This is a genomic window from Stieleria sp. JC731 (genome assembly GCF_020966635.1).
Classification (GTDB): Bacteria; Planctomycetota; Planctomycetia; order Pirellulales; family Pirellulaceae; genus Stieleria.
In genome coordinates, this window is sequence record NZ_JAJKFQ010000002.1 from 206,435 (window position 1) to 223,413 (window position 16,979).

A 16,979-nucleotide genomic window follows, 5' to 3' on the forward strand; every position below is an offset into this window, starting at 1 on the left:
TTAGAATCGAATCGGACGTGGTAGCCAGTCGCGGATTCTTTCCGCAACGCTTTCACGATTTTCTTTGTTTGGACTGTCTTCTGTCGAATTTAGTTCGGCAGTGGGTTGCAGTTCCTTTTCGGAATTCCTTCCTCCGGCACCAGATGATGGTACTCGGACATGTGAGTCTGACTGGGTAAGCAAATGTCGCGCCCATCGGTTACGCAGCAACTCCGCAGCGGGAGCATATTGGCCACGCTGCAAACCCTGGATCGCTAGAAACACTTTACCTTGTAAATGTGATCGTTCCGCCTTTGTTGCAAATTCATGGTGTAGTCGGATTTCATCTATCCACAGTTTACCGGGTGACAAACTGTCGATTGTCAATCGAATTGTCTCTAGATCTGCCGGATCGAGACCGTCGATTTCCAAAACGTTCTTTTTCGTCTGCCATTGGCCATCCGACGGCACTGACAATTGTGAAATGAATCGGACCGGCTCGCCCCCCCGGATGCCTTCCAATGAAACACGAATGTCGTGACTCGGTGGTCTCGGTTTGGCATCGTTCTTAGCAATTTCTGCACCGGCGGCACCTTCTGAAGGATTGCCCGAGAGATTGCTTGCCGCAGTCCCTGACGCATTTGCGATCGTGCCTGCATCCAAATTCAGCATCATCTCAGCAGCAGTTTGCCTGATGGGATTCACCACTGGTTTGGCTTCGGCCCGAATAGCCATCGAAACGGCAAGCCGTCCGGACACAGGAACTTTGATCGGTTCGCTGACAATCCACACGCCGCCATTGATCTGAGCGTTCGAGAACATACGAATCGAATGATCGCCTTGGCTGGCTTCTTGTGCATCGAGCTGGATCGCGTCTGCCGGATACTGTGTATGCATCCAACCGACGATCCCGACTTTTCCGGGAGTCTCAAAGTCTCCGTTGCGCAGCCCCCCATACTCGCCGGGTGAGCCCAATGTGCCAATTTGGTTGACGACGGTTGAAACGAGTGACTTGACGTTTTCTACAGCGAGGTCCTGTGACTGAAAATTTGCCTGCCAACTACGGATCGATAGGTTGGACTCTTCCGCGATCAGATTCATCATGGACGACGGCCCCAAGACGATCTTGTCGTCCGAGGAATAGACCGTACTGCTCACCAAATCGACAAGTCTGACCGCGGACGGTGTTGCCAGTCGCACCTCATTCGTCCACGGAGCCTCGTTGATGATTGTCAATCGAGTGGACTGTTGTGGCCCGGTTGTTGAAAAAACGTGCACGCCCAATTGTGATGATGACGCATCGCTGCTGGGAATCGTTCGCATCGATAGTGGGATCATGCGAATCTGAGCGATTGTGTTTTGAAGCTGAGCGTCAATCGCCACTGGAATCGAATCGGACTTGATCACGATTCTCGCTGGACTGTCACGAACAATACGCTCAATCAAATCCGTGTTACGCAGCGGCTCAACCAGGGCATGTCCCTCTACATCATCAACCGGGCTGATATCGACTACGGCCGCATCAATGGTCTGGGAACCCGGGTGACGAATCACATCAACGGTTGTTCCGATAGATTGGCTCCAGTTCTCAAACGCTTCGAACGCGATTTGGCTGCTCAGTTCTAACTCGATGTTGGATTCGAATTGCACCAACTGTTCAAGTACGCGTCGGTCGATCAGATGATTGTGTGGCTCCGCCCCGCCCAAACGAACGAGAATTTTATCGTACTGAAGCCAACTTGCATGGTCATCGATACGACGCGTTGCCATTTCGATCACATGCAACAAACTGGTGCTCGCGGCAAACCGCCCCGATATCGACGCTCTCGTCGGAGCATCAACCAATTGCCCAGCCCACCGCCATGAGTTGGTCGACCAGATAAGTTCGCGAGTTTGGCCTCCGCCGTCTCCTGACGCTTGTGCTTGTTCTTCCGCACTTTGTTCGCTTGGAAGGGATCGACGGAAAAGCTCAAACGAAAGAATTGAAAAATCGCCAACCTCATTCTGATTTGTCAGACGGACGAACTGAGGCTCACCGCTCCCACGATGCAGCACGTTGACATCGCCAAGCTTGATTGGCTGCGGCAAGGCGGCATCGATTTGTGGAGCGATTGAGAGGAATTGCTCCTGAACCGGACCATCGAACTCCGGTGTCGGTGAAACTTCAATCAGTAACTTCGTGGGCTCTTTCAGATTCGAGGCCGATTGAAGCGAAAGCCTGATTTGACCAAGTTCACCTGACGCTATCGCTGGCATTACCGCGATCACATTTGCCTTCGCCTTCAGAAGCTGATCTTTCAGAGGACTCTCATCTCTCCAACTAGGGATCGGAAGGGATTCACCAACACGTTTTGCACCAGGAACAAACCGAGTCGCGTCAGGAATCCAGCGTGTACCGATCCAATGGTTTGCATCAAAACGCGTCGCAGCGCCGACCGAAATCCAGCGAAGTGGTATCGTTGTCGACGCCCCGAGTTCAAGCTCTGAAGCAACGTTTAATTCGCTTGATGCCGCTTCGACCGTCACCCACGGCGTTTGTATTTGAGCAACCGTCTCACTATCGCGTAGCGAAAAGCGGTCCCAGATCTTGTCTTTGGGTTCTAACAACCGCAAACGAATCTCATAGACTCCGGCTTGGTCTGGGGAATCTGATGCGATTGAGATGGGTTCCGAATTGCCTTCGGAGTCCAACGTGACTTGCGTTTGTTCGCGTGCGACGACATTCCCGCTTTGGACTTGAACCAATTCGTATTGGAGTCGCAATCTGGCGCCGGCATGGCTGGCGAGCGAGTCAATGGAAACAGACAGTGCTGATGAATCGGATACGTTCGTAATCGGCCAGGAAGCCCTCGAACACCTCAGTCGGAATGGCTTGGTTGTTCCATCGTAGAGCGACTGAAATTTGGCGGAACGCTGATGAACATTTGCCACGGGGTTGGCAGCACAAGCTTGCCGCTTACTATCGGCAATGGCAATGATCAGCGAGATGACAACCAAAACATGCAGCAACAACTCAGTTGGCATCACGCGCATCAACAACACGCCTGTCGGCCGATCTCGGAACACATTGCTGCGTTCGCTCGGACTTCCTTGTCCTTGCATCAACATCGTTCAGTGGTTGGATGGGATAGTCAGTTTATGGCTGCGTTGGGAATCGATCGCCCAGTCAGACCGCAAAGTCAATCACGCCCTCCAGGCATCACTTGAGTGCAACGACAGAGATCCGCTCTCTCGTGTCGAATAAATTGCCCCAAAATCAACCTGCAATCAGCGCAGGAACCTGACCTTAGCCGCCGAGCGGCTACGAAGGCAAGACGAATCGATTGCGAATCCATTCAGCCGCATCATCAAGCGTTTTGTCCGCACTACGGATTTCGTAATCCAATTCGCGAATTGCACGTGAACTGTCGTACCAATGGTATTGCCCACTCATCCTGACCTGGGCACTATTGACGTCCGTTTCATTGCCACTGACCTTGGTCCATAAGTCTCCAACGAGCCCCGCCAAGTATTCGACACCGGGTCCCAATGTTTGAACCGGGGGACGGCTGTCCATGCGATTGGCCATTTCCGTCCAAAGCTCGCGGTAAGTCAGATTGTGTCCAGCCATGATGAACTGACGCCCTGATTCACCATCGTAGTCAATCGCGGAAACCACGCCTTTGGCGACATCACGTGAATCGCAGAGGCTACAACCTCCACGCGGTGCCACCGGTTTCCAACTTTTACCGACCTCGATCAGCATCCTTCCGCTGCTTGGTTTCCAATCCCATGGGCCTAGCATGAACCCTGGATGCACGATCACGGCGTCCAGCCCTGATGCGACCGCACGATGAACCTCTTCGGTTCCTGCTCGCTTACTTTCAACGTATGCGCATGGAACTTGGCCACCCGCGTGCGCAAGCGGTGTATCTTCGTCAGCGATCATTTCTCGAGACCCCAGCGCGATCGCGTTAACGGTTCCGATATAGATCAAACGCTTCCTTTGCTGCAAACATGCCTGTGCGATCCGCTTCGTGCCATCTCGGTTGACGCGCATCGATTCCGCTTGCTGCTTCCAGCCAAGATGAATCATGGCTGCACAATGGATAACGGCATCGCAGGATTCGATTGCCGATTCGATCGGAACAGCATCGCCCGATGGCTGCCCATCGTTCTTTTGCCCGTCCGCATTGCTTGTCGGATCGTCTGCAAATTCGCCTTCGATGACCTCTAAAACCTCCAGCCCATCGGTTTGATCAGCTTGGGCGATCGGCTGCTTCGGGTTCAGCTCTATCCCCTGAAAAACCTCTGGATCGGGTCGTTTGCGGACGAACGCGATCGAGTGATAGCCCTGTCGAGCAAGTTCGCGAATGATGGTGTTACCGAGGAGGCCCGTCGCACCGGTGACGAGGATCCGCATATCGATCTCAATATTCGAGGACGAAAGCCGACTCGCGGGCTAGCTTTCGATTCTTTTTTAATGTTGATTTAAATTCCCTTGCCAGGGCATCCAATTAGCCAAGATCGAGGAAATCCGTTTGGAAACGTAGCAGGATTCCACCTTGGCTACCATGTGAACCGGACGAGGTGAATTGACAAGGTACCCACCCGTTGACCAACCTGTCTGCTGATCGATTTTCAGCGGATTGACTCCAGCATCCCCGTTCGGCGTACTTTCGCCCGAACACGGCTCCCGCAGAGCCTTCACTTGGGATTGCTGTCGGTGTCCAAGGATAGGGCCGAGTCCAACCATTTGGCACCGATGCCGATCCGCTTGTCCAAGAAACGAGATTGAACTGCATGTCGCGAGACAAGCTGGATATTATTCGCAAGTCTGCCCCAAGTGTTCTGCCAAGCTTATTGCTGTGTGATTTCGGCGATCTGAAAGGTGAAATCGCACGCTTGGAAGACGCCGGTTCAGAAGTTCTGCACCTGGACGTCATGGACGGAAACTTCGTTGGCAACCTGACCTATGGGATGCCGATTGTCGAAGGAATCCGTCGGCATAGTGACTTGCCAATGGATGTCCATTTGATGATCACGGATCCGTTGTCATACGCCAAACCAATGGTGGATGCGGGCGCGGACCTACTGACGTTTCATGTCGAAGCCGTCGAGGATGCTGCCGCTGTCGCAGCAAGCATCAAAGATCTCGATGTTGGCGTCGGTGTCGCATTAAACCCTGACACCCCATTGAGTGCGATCGAGTCCTGCCTCGATATCGTGGACATGGTTCTAGTGATGAGCGTCAAAGCAGGCTTTGGCGGTCAAAAGTTCAATCCGATTGCACTTGAGAAGCTTCGTTCACTGAAATCGTCTCATCCCGATCTGCTACTGGAAATTGACGGTGGCATCGATGGCGAGACAATCGGCCCGGCTCGCGCAGCTGGCTGCGATCTGTTTGTGGTTGGGTCTGCAATATTCAAGAAAGACGACTACAAGTCTGCGATCTCGCTTTTAGACGCTGCGATCGACGGAGCCGTCTCATGAGCCGAACCGCAACGATGACTCGTGTCTTGCTGATTCGGCCAGGCGCGACAGATTTTGATGAACAGGGTCGCATGAAGGGCTGCCTCGACATGCCATTGAGCTCTCGTGGCGACGAGCAGGTCAATGCGCTCACCGAACAGCTTGCCCACTTTGATCTGCGGACGATCTATTACGCGCCTTGCGAAAGTGCATCGGAGACCGCTCGACGACTTTCCAAGCGTTTGGTTCGCCAAGGCTGTGACACGAAAGTCAAAATGGTCGAAGCATTTCGCAACCTGGATCATGGGCTGTGGCATGGCAAACTGATCGACGAAGTTCGACGAAATCATCCTCGCGTATATCGCTTGGGTATCGAACATCCCGAGGTGTTCTGCGCCCCCGGCGGCGAACCATTGGGCGATGCACGAACTCGCATCAGCAAGGCGATTCGCAAATGCACCAAAAAGGCTCGTGACGGTGTGATCGGACTGATTATTCCAGAACCGCTCGCGTCGGTCGCCGAAAATATCCTCAACGGCGAAGAACTGAAAAGCCTTTGGAAACACGAAACCGATTCGGCGAATTGGACACTGATCGAAACTGAGATTTAATTGGACTCAATGTCCAAGATTGGTTCCGATCAGCAATGCTGCCTAATCAGTGCCTGTTCGATCAAACCTTACGTGCTTTGGCAACGCTAAAGATTCCCCAGCGATCGATCAGCAATCTTTCGCGGTGCATTCCGGCCTCGCGAACAAGTGAGTCCATCTCTCCCTGGCTGCGGCAACGCATCACCCAAGGGTCTCCATCGCGATTGGGTAACACCTTCGCAATCATTTCTTGTTGTGGGTGCCAAGGCTGGTCGGTATAGATCAGCCACCCACCATCGCAAAGCACACTCGCGATTCCTGCCAAAGACTTTTCGATTGGTTGGTTGTCCGGGAACAATTCATAAAGCCCAGAGACGATCACGATCTGAACCGGTTTATCGCCGGCCGCCTTCCTAATTGAGTCGGCATCGAAAGCGTCACTCTGTTTGAATTCGACGCGATCACCGATGCCTAGCGACTTGGAAATTTGCATTCCCTCTTCCAACCCACCAGCATCGCGATCACAGAGCGTTGCGGTGATTTGGGTATCAGAGTTTCGCTTGATCGTTTCCTGAACGTATCGTCCAGGTCCGGCCGCGATATCCAGGATACGAACTTCACCGAATTCTTGAGTTGCTTGGGCGATAGTTTGATCCAGCAGTTGCTCTAGATGAACTTTTCGTTGTCGGATGCCTTTCCAACCAACGGCATCCAGATAACCGCGATCGATCATTCGACCAACGGACGAAATCCCTTCGGCCTTGTCGCGATAAACATGGTCGAGCGACTGACCGCTGTCGAATCCACTTTTCCAACCGATGCGAACACCACGGCTAAGTCGACCGGCCGTATTCAACATTAAGCGCTGCAGCGAATACCAAGCCGACGACGCTATCGACTGCGACTCTTTCAGCTTGCGATACTTTCTTTCGGACGGGATAGCCAATTGCTGACTGCTCGCGGGGATCTTTGGCCCCACGAATTGTCGCTTAAGAAATGCGGACGTTTGCTTGATAACTTGGGCACGATCGCGTTCCCAGAATGTGCTGTGATAAAACCCCTTCAGCTCAACAAGTTGTTTGTCAGAAGACGACAACCCCGCAAAGAATTGTTTCTGCGCATCGTTTCGCACAACATAGTCTTTGTCCGAAACGAACATCAATGTTGGTGTTGTGATCGCTGAAGCATCATCCATCAATCTGGTTGAGCTATCGTACAAGTCCAACAATACGTTGACAGCGATTTGAGGTGAGATCAACGGATCGCTTGCGTAACGCCTGGCTTGATCATGGTCGTGAGTCAACATTTTGGGCTTAACGTAGCTGCTGATAAAGCTTTGGGGCCGAACCTTGTGAAGCAATCGCAACCCCGGAATCGCTAGCGGCACATAAAGCTTGATGCGCAAGGCAGGAGTCGCCAGCACCATTGCTCGCACCGGTCGGGCATAGTCGTGAATCCAAGCCGCCGCCAAAACCGCACCAACGCTTTGACCGACGACACCCATTTCCGAAATTGGCAAACCAAACTTTGTCGAAAGATGGCAAGCGAATTCGTCGGCATCTTGAACCATCCGCGCGAAGCTTTCGGCAGCACCACGTGCCCCCTGTGTCCGTCCATGACCGCGAGCATCCCAGGCGAAAAACCAACAGTCATCGAGCTCACTTGTTTCGACAAACTCCTGCCATCTTTCGGAATGCTCGTGCCCACGGTGAAACAACAAAACCGATCGTTGGCTTTCGCTGGCAGGTCGCCAATAGCGATAAAAGATGATTTGCCCGTCACTTGCAACAAATGAATCCTCGACTGATCTTCGTTCCTTGCAACTGGACTTTGGAGCTTCAGCGATTGAGCGGCTACGGTGCAGGGCACTTGCCGCGATCGGTGCTGACTCGCACCGTTCTTCGGGCTGTTGCTCGGAAACATTTTGGCGAAGGGTGATTGTCGTCACGGCGAAGGCTTTGGTTTGAGTTTAAATCGCGGTCTGCAATTGAAGAGCCTTCCGGCAGCGATTCCAAACGGAGATTACTGACAAAAAGATCAGACAAACCAGATAGCCGCTTGCAACCGATGCATTGATCCATCCGGCTGCCAATAGGGTTGAAAGTAGGCCAACCCAAAAGGCGCGGTCACTCTTTCCCATCGGGCCGTCATAGCGACGTTCTCCACCAACTTGAATCGCGGTCATTCCTGCAAATTCAACAATGACCGCTAGGACCACAAACAGCACCAGCAACCAAACCGAAAGCTGTGAAACCAATGCGAGTGGCAAGTACAAACAAACGTCGCTCACAATGTCCCCGAGTTCATTCAGGATGGCTCCCAAGTTGCTCTTCTGGTTGAACTCCCTTGCCAACATACCGTCGATCGCGTTAAGCCCCATGCGAATTAGCAAGACCACCGGCATCATCGCCAAGGCCCACCAGGACATCGGGAACAGTACGACCAAAAGCCCTTGGCAAACCGAGATCAAGACGGCAAAAAGAGTGACCTGATTCGCCGTCACGCCTTGGCTGGCGAGGAACCTCACGACAGGTCGAAGGACCGATTGAAACTTTGGCTTTAAGTCGTAAACGCTGGGCATGATTTAATCTCGGGTGAACTGTTTGACGGCGACCGGACGGCAACTAAGCCGTCGCGACGGTTCCGAACTGCAAGCAACGTATTTCAGGTCGAACAACAATATCCGGACGAGATAGCCGGATCCGATCGAAAGCCGCTTCGGCTGACCGACATCGCCCGGTTTTGACAAGCCAAGCAGCGACGATCGCGGCGCTACGCGAATAACCGGCCTTGCAATGGATCAGAACCCCACGATGCCGATTGGCTTCGATAAACCTTACCGCAATTTCGATTTGGCTCTCTGTTGGCGCGGTCAGATCAAGAATTGGCAATTCAAGACGCTCAAGTTCCAGCAACTGAGAATTTTCGTTGAACGCGACACAAACATCGACCACCGCACCAATTGCGTTCTGTTCGATTTGGCGTTCTTCACATGCTGTTGGCAAGCGACCAATCCACACGTTGTCGACGACATGATCAGCGACATTTGATCGTCTTGCGTAGTACTTCCAAGAAAGCCATTGTCCTGCGAGCACCGGTCCCATCAATATCCTGGCTGGCCATGAAATCCTGCCATTCTTGCGGCGGTAGATCGAATCGCCCAACTTGAGATAGCCGAGTGCAGTGATGCCACAAGCCACGCCTGGCCAAAGCGTCAGCCAACCACAGCTCGGAATCCAAGCCATAGGTGCGATCAGTAGCAAACTGGCAGCTCCATAGATCGAAGCGATCCCGAAGTCCGGTGTGGCTTTTCGCTTCCATCCCAATCCATCGAAGACATACATCACCACCACCGCCAGAACGAAACCACCAACGACGTCAATAAAGTGATGCTGGTACAGCAGCAAAGTTGATAGGCCGATTAAACAGAACCAAAGATTCATCAACACCCTGGAAAGGCCACGGCAGTGCCTTCCGAAGTGAACCGCCAAAACGGTCCGCAGCGCAATGTGCATCGATGGGCAAAGGTTGAACGGCTTATCCATCGCCGTAAACCAGGTGTAGATCGAACCGAAGAAGCCGCTTGGCTGCGGCCGCTCGACAGCCAGTTCAAGCGGGTAGACCAAGAAGCAAACGGCAGCGACGATCACAATCGCTGATAGTCGCTGGCCCAAGACACGTAGTTCAGAACGAGTGGAACATACAAAGGGCGCGATCACGAAAAACAGATCGATGGACATGTATGGAATGATCATCGCGGGAACAAATGGGATCGCTTTCTCCCATTCGTAGTACCAGGTTCCAACGTCTTGTCGGTAAGAAGTCAAAAACGCGGCCCCACCATAGAACATCAGAAACAAAGCCGATGTGACGGCAGCCACCATGACGGATTCCGGCCATGTCGGCTTGGCATTTGGTGACCGGCTTGCGTCTTTGTCGCGAATTGGCGAGATGGGGTTCATGCGATGTCCCGAGTGCGCGTGTGTGTTTCCACACAAGAGCCTGCTTGTCAGGATTTGTGCGCAGCATGGCGTATCGATAGCGCAGCGGCGGGCTCTTGGGTATCTATCGCTGAGGCGTCCACCATCCGGCGGCACGCCCCCACCAGAATCAACTATCTTGGTAGGTCTATGGAACACCTAGCAATCGAAGTCCGTTACACCCTTTTGGGCATTGCCGTCGCCCTCGGCGCTGCAACCGTGTTGGTCTTGGTCGCAAGATGGTTGTTCAACAAGGATCAAGATGGCGAGCTAACTAGCCGTATCAAAACGTGGTGGGTCATCGTCGGCTTGTTCGTTGCAGCGATCGTCCCCGCAGCAAACTCAGCAGTTTGGCTCTTCGCATTTGTCAGCTTTTTGGCGTTGAAAGAGTTCTTGTCGATGACGCCGACACGTCGGGCAGATCGGCGGGTATTGTTCTACGCCTATGCCACGATTCCGCTTCAGTACTACTTTGCGGCAGTGAACTGGTACGGCATGTTCATCGTGTTCATTCCGGTCATCATGTTCATCGCTTTGCCAGCCCGAATGATCACGATCGGCCGTACCGAAGGATTTCTGAAAGCTGCGGGCACCCTACATTGGGGTTTGATGTTGACAGTTTTCAGCCTGTCGCACGCTGCGATCCTGCTGACCTTTGATCCGACGCTATCCGATTCGGTTCGGCTTATTGGTAGCTACCCTTCCGAAGTCGGCAAACGCCATCCCGGGCCAGGGCTTCTATTGCTGCTGGTGTTGATGACAGAACTGAACGACATCTTTCAGTTCTGTTGGGGTAAATCCTGCGGCGGCCGAAAAGTCGCCCCCACGGTCAGTCCAGGAAAAACCTATGCCGGACTGATCGGTGGCGCTGCAACAACGATCCTCGTCTCCATCATCCTTGGCCCCAAGTTGACGCTGATGGATTGGAAATGCTCTGGCATCGCAGGAGTCATCATTGCGTTTGCGGGCTTCTTTGGTGACCTTTGCATGTCGTCTCTAAAACGCGATCTGAAAATCAAAGACTTCGGCGCGACTCTTCCTGGCCATGGTGGCGTTTTAGACCGAGTTGACTCGCTGATATTCACCGCGCCACTGTTCTTCCACTTCGTCTATTACTTCTACGGCTGAGCCTGTACCGAATGAACCACAAATTGCGATGGCTATTTTTCGCGATCGTCATTCGGCCGTTGATGATCGTCATTCTCGGAACAAACCTAAAGCATCCCGAGCGAATTCCTGGTGATGGTCCGGCAATCATCGTTGCCAACCACAATAGCCATTTGGACGTCTTTGCTCTAATGCACGTGCTCGGCTTGTCGCGTCTCAAGAAGGTCCGACCGGTGGCCGCAGCGGACTACTTTTTAAGCCGACCGCTACGCAGTTGGTTCGCCAGGAAGATCGTCGGAATCATCCCCATTGACCGCAACCAAGTCGGGCGAAGCCCCGACGGTCGGCATCCTCTACAAGACATCTCGGATTCACTGGCCAATGACGAGATCGTCTTACTGTTTCCCGAAGGCACCCGAGGTGAACCTGAACTGCTAAAAGAGCTACAGACCGGCGTCGCACACTTGGCGCGACGTCACCCCGAGGTCCCCATCATTCCGGTTTTCATGCGTGGACTGGGCAAAGCCCTACCGAAAGGAGAGGCGATCTTGGTGCCGTTTCTCTGTGACATCGTTTTTGGCAGCCCACTCCCGTCTGGACTTTCCAAACGCGATTTCATGTGCCAACTGAACGATTCAATCGATTCCCTATCGGCCGAACTCGGTGGTGGCCAATGGGATTAATACTGTCCCCTGGAAATGCGTTCAAGACATAGAGAAAGGCACGAGGTTTTATCCCCGTGCCTTTCATGATTTCCAATTTAGCGAAGTCGCTTCAGTCGATCAGTTCGATTCGACCTCTTCGGACTCCTCATCGGCCCCTGGATCAGATTCGGTCGCTGGTTGTTCTTCCGCGGCAGTATCTTCAGATTCAGCGGCGTCTTCGGCCATCTCTTCAGTCGTAGATTCCGCACCGCCCGATTGATCACCGCCCTCTGCGGAGTCACTTACTTCGGAGTCACTCGCTTCAGCTTCGCTCTCTGCTTTTGACTCAGACGATTGCTCCGGCTCGGACACGGTCTCATTGTCTTCTGCTGCCATCTCAGCATCAGCAGGTTCTTCGGCCGACTCGAGCGCAGGCTCAGCATCAGAGTCAGCTTTGGCTTCTTCTTCAGCAGCCTTCATCGCTTCCAACTCACGAGCACGCTCTTCTTCTTCGAGTTCTTTCTTACGGTTGGCAGCCAACTCGCCCTGTTGTTCACGAACAGTTTTATACGCATCGGCATTCTGGATACCGTTTTCACTGTTCATCATTCGGGCGAACGTTGCCAACGGGAAGTCGTCAGGAAGATCTTCCGAATCAATCGCGATCATGTATCGGCGAATCGACATGTAGAGGTCTTCTGCCGAATCATCGATTGTCAAAATCGGATAGTCGTCGAAGATCTCGGCCCAGATTTCAAACGCCTTCTTGTACTTTTCAATTGCGACGTAGATTTCTGCGTCGGCATTTGCCTTCTCGGCTTCATAAATCAACCGGCGTGCCTCAACCGTCCGCTCTTCTTGCTCAGCCATCGCCAAGCTTTCCCAGTAGATGTAGTTGATTTGGCGACGATAGCTATCGGTCTTTTGGATCTGCGCGTCCAAGTCTTTGATCTCGTCGATCAACTGAATCGCGGTCAGCTGCTCGGCTTGCGGCAGTTGTTTGAGAACCGCTTCACGATCAGGTTCGATCGAAGCGAGAATCGCGGGCATCGCCTGCTTGCCAGCTTCAGTACGTTCTTCAGGGGCTTTGTCATAAACCTTTCGAACATCGATGGGCAACGCGGCGACTTTCTCTTCACGCATTTGCTCGTAGACGTCGCCTGCAACCTTACGGAACTCGTCCAGCTTCTCCGACTTTTGAGCGTTCAGGTCGTTGATACGTCCCAGCTTGATCGAGAAACCATCGTTCGTAGGAACGCTTCGTCGTCCGAACTGCTCCCAGCCTTCGGCTGATTTGGTGTAGGCACGGACGGCACGTTCATCCAACACGCCTTCTTTTTCGATCGCTTCGGCATGCTTAAATAGCCACTTCGGACCGGTTTCGAAAAAGTTGATCGGCGACTGGCGACGGATTTTCACACCTGCATCAACCAGGTCGTAGCCATGGTTCAGCCACAGGCGCCCGACCAACCAGTTATCCGGCTTTTGGTCAGGACCTTTTGCCTCGTTGCTGTCGACGGCGATCCCTTCGTTTGCAAGCGAAGCATGCAGGATCTTGTCTTCAGAGAACAAACGTCGAAACTGCTTCTTCTCATCCGACATCCCGAGCTTTTGTCCGTAGAACCAGCCGGTGTACCAAATCAGACGCGGCGCCTTTCGGTTTTGCCGAACCCCACGAGTCAAAAACTCGGTACCTTCGCGGACCATTTCGTAACGTTGACGGTAATCGTCGAACTCAATCGACACGTTGTACGCCAAGTTGTGCGCTTGGTGTTCCCAAACTTTGTCGTAGTGAGGCTGTAGCAACGCGATGTTATTGAGGGAAGCTTTCAAGCGATCCCATTCGTGTGCAACGCGATACTTGTGAGCCTTGTCCCACAACAGAGTCGCGGCGACACCACGAAGCCCCAATGAAGCGAGTTTCATTGTTTCACTAGCGGGGCTGATTTCGCCAAGATCACTTTCGGCGATCCCATACTTTTGCCGCATCAGCGCCAGTTGCCCACCAGAGTCGGGCGTCCCATCGGACGGCCGACCCAGCAGATACAACGGAACCAATGTTGCAACAAGGATGACGAGATAAATGATCTTGCGACGGAAAGCAGTCGACTGGTTCATGCCGCGATCTCGCGAGATTTCAAAAAGAAGTAACTGATTAGAAAGGCCAACAAACAATATCCCAGTGTCGCAACACCATGACGGGCAAGCACCGCACCAAAGATGTTCACACCACTGGCAGCATACTCGGCTGTTCCGACCATGCGCGGCAAGTTAGGTAGAGCAGTAGCGACGGCATCGAGTGCATACACGATTCCGGCATCGGCAGATTTGATCAACGTATTCGCGACGCCTTCGACGTCCAACTGGGTCGTCATCGCATCTTGTTTGACCAATCGCACAAGTGACTCAATCGGACCACCACCGTGTTCGATCGGTGAATCGATGTAATAACGAGTGTCGTAGATCGTTTCGGCGGAAAAGCCCATCAAGACACAGACCGCTGTGGCGACCATCGCGACGGGACCGCTTAGAAACGTACTGAACATCACACCAAAAGCGATGATCATGGTCATTTGGAACCAGATCGAGATATACGCTTTAGTCAAATTCCAACCGAAAGAAGACTCGGCGGGACGTAGGTAGACCCCACTCTTGGTCACGCCTAGGTACTGGCTACGATCCAAACAACGCAGAATCAACTGCATGCGACCGTCTTCGGTGACCAAGTCGTCGTAAACGCTCAGTTCACGTGTGGCACCTTCGGAATCGGTACCTTCGATCTGCAATGGAAGCGTCCGCTCGTCAATTTGATATTCTTCGACGACAAAAGGAATCGGATTAGACTCCGCCCCGGTGTCGGGGTTCTTCATCGTCAATGAACCACGGATGCCCGATTCGATATCGCCCTTGTAAGACCGATAGGCTCGAACGGACAAATCAACCGGAATGCCATCGGGATAAAGCGACGGAACAACGTTATCAAAGGTGAATTCGGCCATGCCCAGCGTGCCGCCTTCGACATAGCTGTGTTCCAACTTACGTGGTCCACGGGCGATTCCGATGAAACGCGAGATACCTGCCGAACCGTAGCCGCCGTCCATTTGTTCTGCACCGACGTCGATCCCCGCATCTTTTGGTGCACCAGATCGGTCATAGAACTGAATGTCACCATAAACCGGAATCCGTGCTCGCAATTGCTGAGTCGGTGGGCCGATTTCGAATGTTTGGTCATCGATCTTGCGAACGACGTGACGGTGACCACGAACAAAATCGGTGACGCCGATTTCTTCGTCGGACTCAATCGTAAAATTGTGCTGGTGCTTACGAACGTAGTCGGTCTTACCGGTAATCGTTCCGCTTTCGTCACGCGTCGCGTCTACCACTTCGACGTGCGTGTGGTCCAGTCCACGGCGCACAAATAGGTAGCTAAGCAATCCCATCGGGACCAACATCATGGTGCCGACACCGATGAAACCCAGCATCCGGCCCAGCACGATCTCGCTGGATCGAACCGGCTTGGTGACGATCGTGTAAATCGTCCGAGTTTCGATGTCTTGTGGTAGCGAAAAAGCACTGATGAAAAGTGCCAACGCCAACACCAGATAGTTTGTCGCTGTGAGGACGAAGCTGATGTAAAGACGGGCGGGATCGTCGCTTTCAGGGTTCAAAAACCATCCTGCCAGTAGCAGCACGACGACGAACAAACCGAAAACAAACAAGACGCGGCGTCGAATCGCTTCTTTAAATGCCAAGCGGGCGAGCGCGAAAATTCGGCGTGGACTCGTGCCAGGCAAATCGGTTCGAAAGAAATCGCGAACGGCGCGTGCGACCGCGTAAAAGCCTTCACCCGGGCCATAGCGAGCGGACGAAATGATGTAACCGACCAGGAGCCCCAGCACGATCGCCAGGACGATCAGCACACCGCCTTTCAAAAGGGCGCTTTCCAAGAACGCCCCCGGACGCATCAGCCATTCCGAGAATGTCCAGAAATCATCGGGTTGCAACTTCATGACTGGTCACCTTCTTCATTCGATTCAGGTTTGTCAGCCATTGAAGCCGAAACGCGTCGAGCACCTGGACGAGCTTCGCTTTCACGAACGATATCCAGGAACAGGTCTTCCATCGTCGCGGTCGGATTGTCCATCGATTTCAGGTCACCACCGTGACGGCTGATGACTTCGCGAATCTCTTGCTTGGCGTCGTCGGACAATCCGGTCGCGTGGACTTCGGTGATGTCGCGAACTTTCAGCAGATCGCTGACGCGTCCGAGTTCTTTTAGCTCGCCTTGGTGCAGAATTGCCACCCGGTCACAGACGTCTTGAACGTCGCCCAGTTGGTGGCTGCATAGCAGAACGGTTTTGCCTTGATCACGAAGGGCCAAGATCAGGTCCTTCATTTCGCGGATACCGATCGGGTCCAGACCGGTGGTCGGTTCGTCCAATAGGACCAAATCCGGGTCATTGATCAGGGCCTGAGCCAAACCGACGCGGCGACGCATCCCTTTACTGTATTCACGCAATTGTCGGTGACGTGCGGCTTGCAACCCGACCAGCGACAACAATTCGTTGACGCGTTGGCGGCGCTGGGTGCCGGACATGTCGAAGAGGCGGCCGTAGAAATCGAGTGTCTCTTCGGCATTTAGAAACTGATACAGGTACGACTCTTCGGGAAGGTAGCCGATCCGTTCGTTCTTTTTGGTTTCGGTCGCGTCTTTGTCAAAAACCAGCACTCGGCCGCTGGTGGGGAACAACAACCCCAGGATCAGCTTGATCGTCGTCGACTTACCGCTACCGTTGGGGCCCAACAGGCCAAAGATTTCGCCTTTGCGGACTTCGATATCAAGCGACTTCACCGCGTGGACCTTCTTTCGGCCCCAAAAGTCCTTGTAAATCTTGTTCAGGTTGCGGGTTTCGATGACCACGTCACTGCTTGCGGGCTGGCTTGACGCAGTAGCGGTTGCATTTTCGGCGCCAGCCTCGGTTGAGCTTGCGACTGCTGTTGAATCGGTGTCCACGAACAGCGTTCCGTATCAGAGGAGGGTAAGAATTCGAGTGGATAATCGAGGATGGTTACGCTACGCGAGTGACCCGAAACCGGTTCGGTCATTTTCGGTGTCAATTTCTATCGAGGGGGCCTCTGGGAACCATTACGGCGATTCCAGCTTTCCAGTCACCCAACCGCCGGCAAACGGGCAACACCGGTCGTTGCCAAAATCCGGTTTGCCTTGC

General features: G+C 53.3%; 12 protein-coding genes. 4 read left to right on the top strand and 8 right to left on the bottom strand.

Annotated features, from left to right (window positions below; genetic code table 11):
- A complete protein-coding gene (locus LOC67_RS06610) occupies nt 1-3,081 on the bottom strand; it encodes a hypothetical protein (protein WP_230261741.1) in 3,081 nt (1,026 codons plus the stop codon).
- 199 nt (nt 3,082-3,280) lie between these two features.
- Nucleotides 3,281-4,381, bottom strand: coding sequence for an NAD-dependent epimerase/dehydratase family protein (locus LOC67_RS06615; RefSeq protein ID WP_230261742.1), 1,101 nt, complete (start codon nt 4,379-4,381; stop codon nt 3,281-3,283).
- Between the two features lie 380 nt (nt 4,382-4,761).
- Between LOC67_RS06615 and rpe the strand changes: the two genes are divergently transcribed.
- Nucleotides 4,762-5,451 (top strand): ribulose-phosphate 3-epimerase, encoded by a 690-nt coding sequence (gene rpe, locus LOC67_RS06620; protein ID WP_230261743.1) that lies wholly within the window; start codon nt 4,762-4,764, stop codon nt 5,449-5,451.
- Nucleotides 5,448-6,041 (top strand): histidine phosphatase family protein, encoded by a 594-nt coding sequence (locus LOC67_RS06625; protein WP_230261744.1) that lies wholly within the window; start codon nt 5,448-5,450, stop codon nt 6,039-6,041. Before rpe ends, LOC67_RS06625 begins: the two co-directional genes overlap by 4 nt.
- A gap of 61 nt (nt 6,042-6,102) precedes the next feature.
- On the opposite strand, the gene LOC67_RS06630 is transcribed toward LOC67_RS06625, so the two are convergent.
- The 3 genes from LOC67_RS06630 to LOC67_RS06640 are packed head-to-tail and all read right to left on the bottom strand — an operon-like array spanning nt 6,103 to nt 9,982.
- Entirely contained in the window at nt 6,103-7,968 is a 1,866-nt protein-coding gene (locus LOC67_RS06630; protein WP_230261745.1) for a bifunctional alpha/beta hydrolase/class I SAM-dependent methyltransferase, read from the bottom strand.
- A gap of 21 nt (nt 7,969-7,989) precedes the next feature.
- Nucleotides 7,990-8,601, bottom strand: a complete 612-nt coding sequence (locus LOC67_RS06635) for a CDP-alcohol phosphatidyltransferase family protein (protein WP_230261746.1) — start codon at nt 8,599-8,601, stop codon at nt 7,990-7,992.
- Between the two features lie 43 nt (nt 8,602-8,644).
- Complete coding sequence (locus LOC67_RS06640; protein ID WP_230261747.1) at nt 8,645-9,982, bottom strand: phosphatase PAP2/dual specificity phosphatase family protein; 1,338 nt, start codon at nt 9,980-9,982, stop codon at nt 8,645-8,647.
- Between the two features lie 168 nt (nt 9,983-10,150).
- Here LOC67_RS06640 and LOC67_RS06645 point away from each other — a divergent pair, with 168 nt between their 5' ends.
- Together LOC67_RS06645 and LOC67_RS06650 are read left to right on the top strand one after the other, a co-directional pair.
- Nucleotides 10,151-11,128: a phosphatidate cytidylyltransferase gene (locus tag LOC67_RS06645; protein ID WP_230261748.1), complete on the top strand. Its 978-nt coding sequence runs from the start codon at nt 10,151-10,153 to the stop codon at nt 11,126-11,128.
- An 11-nt stretch (nt 11,129-11,139) separates the two neighbouring features.
- Nucleotides 11,140-11,790 carry a lysophospholipid acyltransferase family protein gene (locus LOC67_RS06650; protein ID WP_230261749.1) on the top strand — a complete coding sequence of 217 codons (651 nt, stop codon included), beginning with the start codon at nt 11,140-11,142 and terminating at the stop codon, nt 11,788-11,790.
- Nucleotides 11,791-11,889: 99 nt separating this feature from the next.
- On the opposite strand, the gene LOC67_RS06655 is transcribed toward LOC67_RS06650, so the two are convergent.
- Genes LOC67_RS06655 through LOC67_RS06665 form a run of 3 tightly spaced genes read right to left on the bottom strand, consistent with a single transcriptional unit; the run spans nt 11,890 to nt 16,765 of the window.
- On the bottom strand, nt 11,890-13,869 hold the full coding sequence (locus tag LOC67_RS06655; protein ID WP_230261750.1) for an IRE (iron responsive element): 1,980 nt from the start codon (nt 13,867-13,869) through the stop codon (nt 11,890-11,892).
- Nucleotides 13,866-15,761, bottom strand: a complete 1,896-nt coding sequence (locus tag LOC67_RS06660; protein WP_230261751.1) for an ABC transporter permease — start codon at nt 15,759-15,761, stop codon at nt 13,866-13,868. The genes LOC67_RS06655 and LOC67_RS06660 overlap by 4 nt, the downstream gene beginning before the upstream one ends.
- On the bottom strand, nt 15,758-16,765 hold the full coding sequence (locus tag LOC67_RS06665; protein WP_230261752.1) for an ABC transporter ATP-binding protein: 1,008 nt from the start codon (nt 16,763-16,765) through the stop codon (nt 15,758-15,760). Before LOC67_RS06665 ends, LOC67_RS06660 begins: the two co-directional genes overlap by 4 nt.
- Nucleotides 16,766-16,979: the final 214 nt, after the last annotated feature.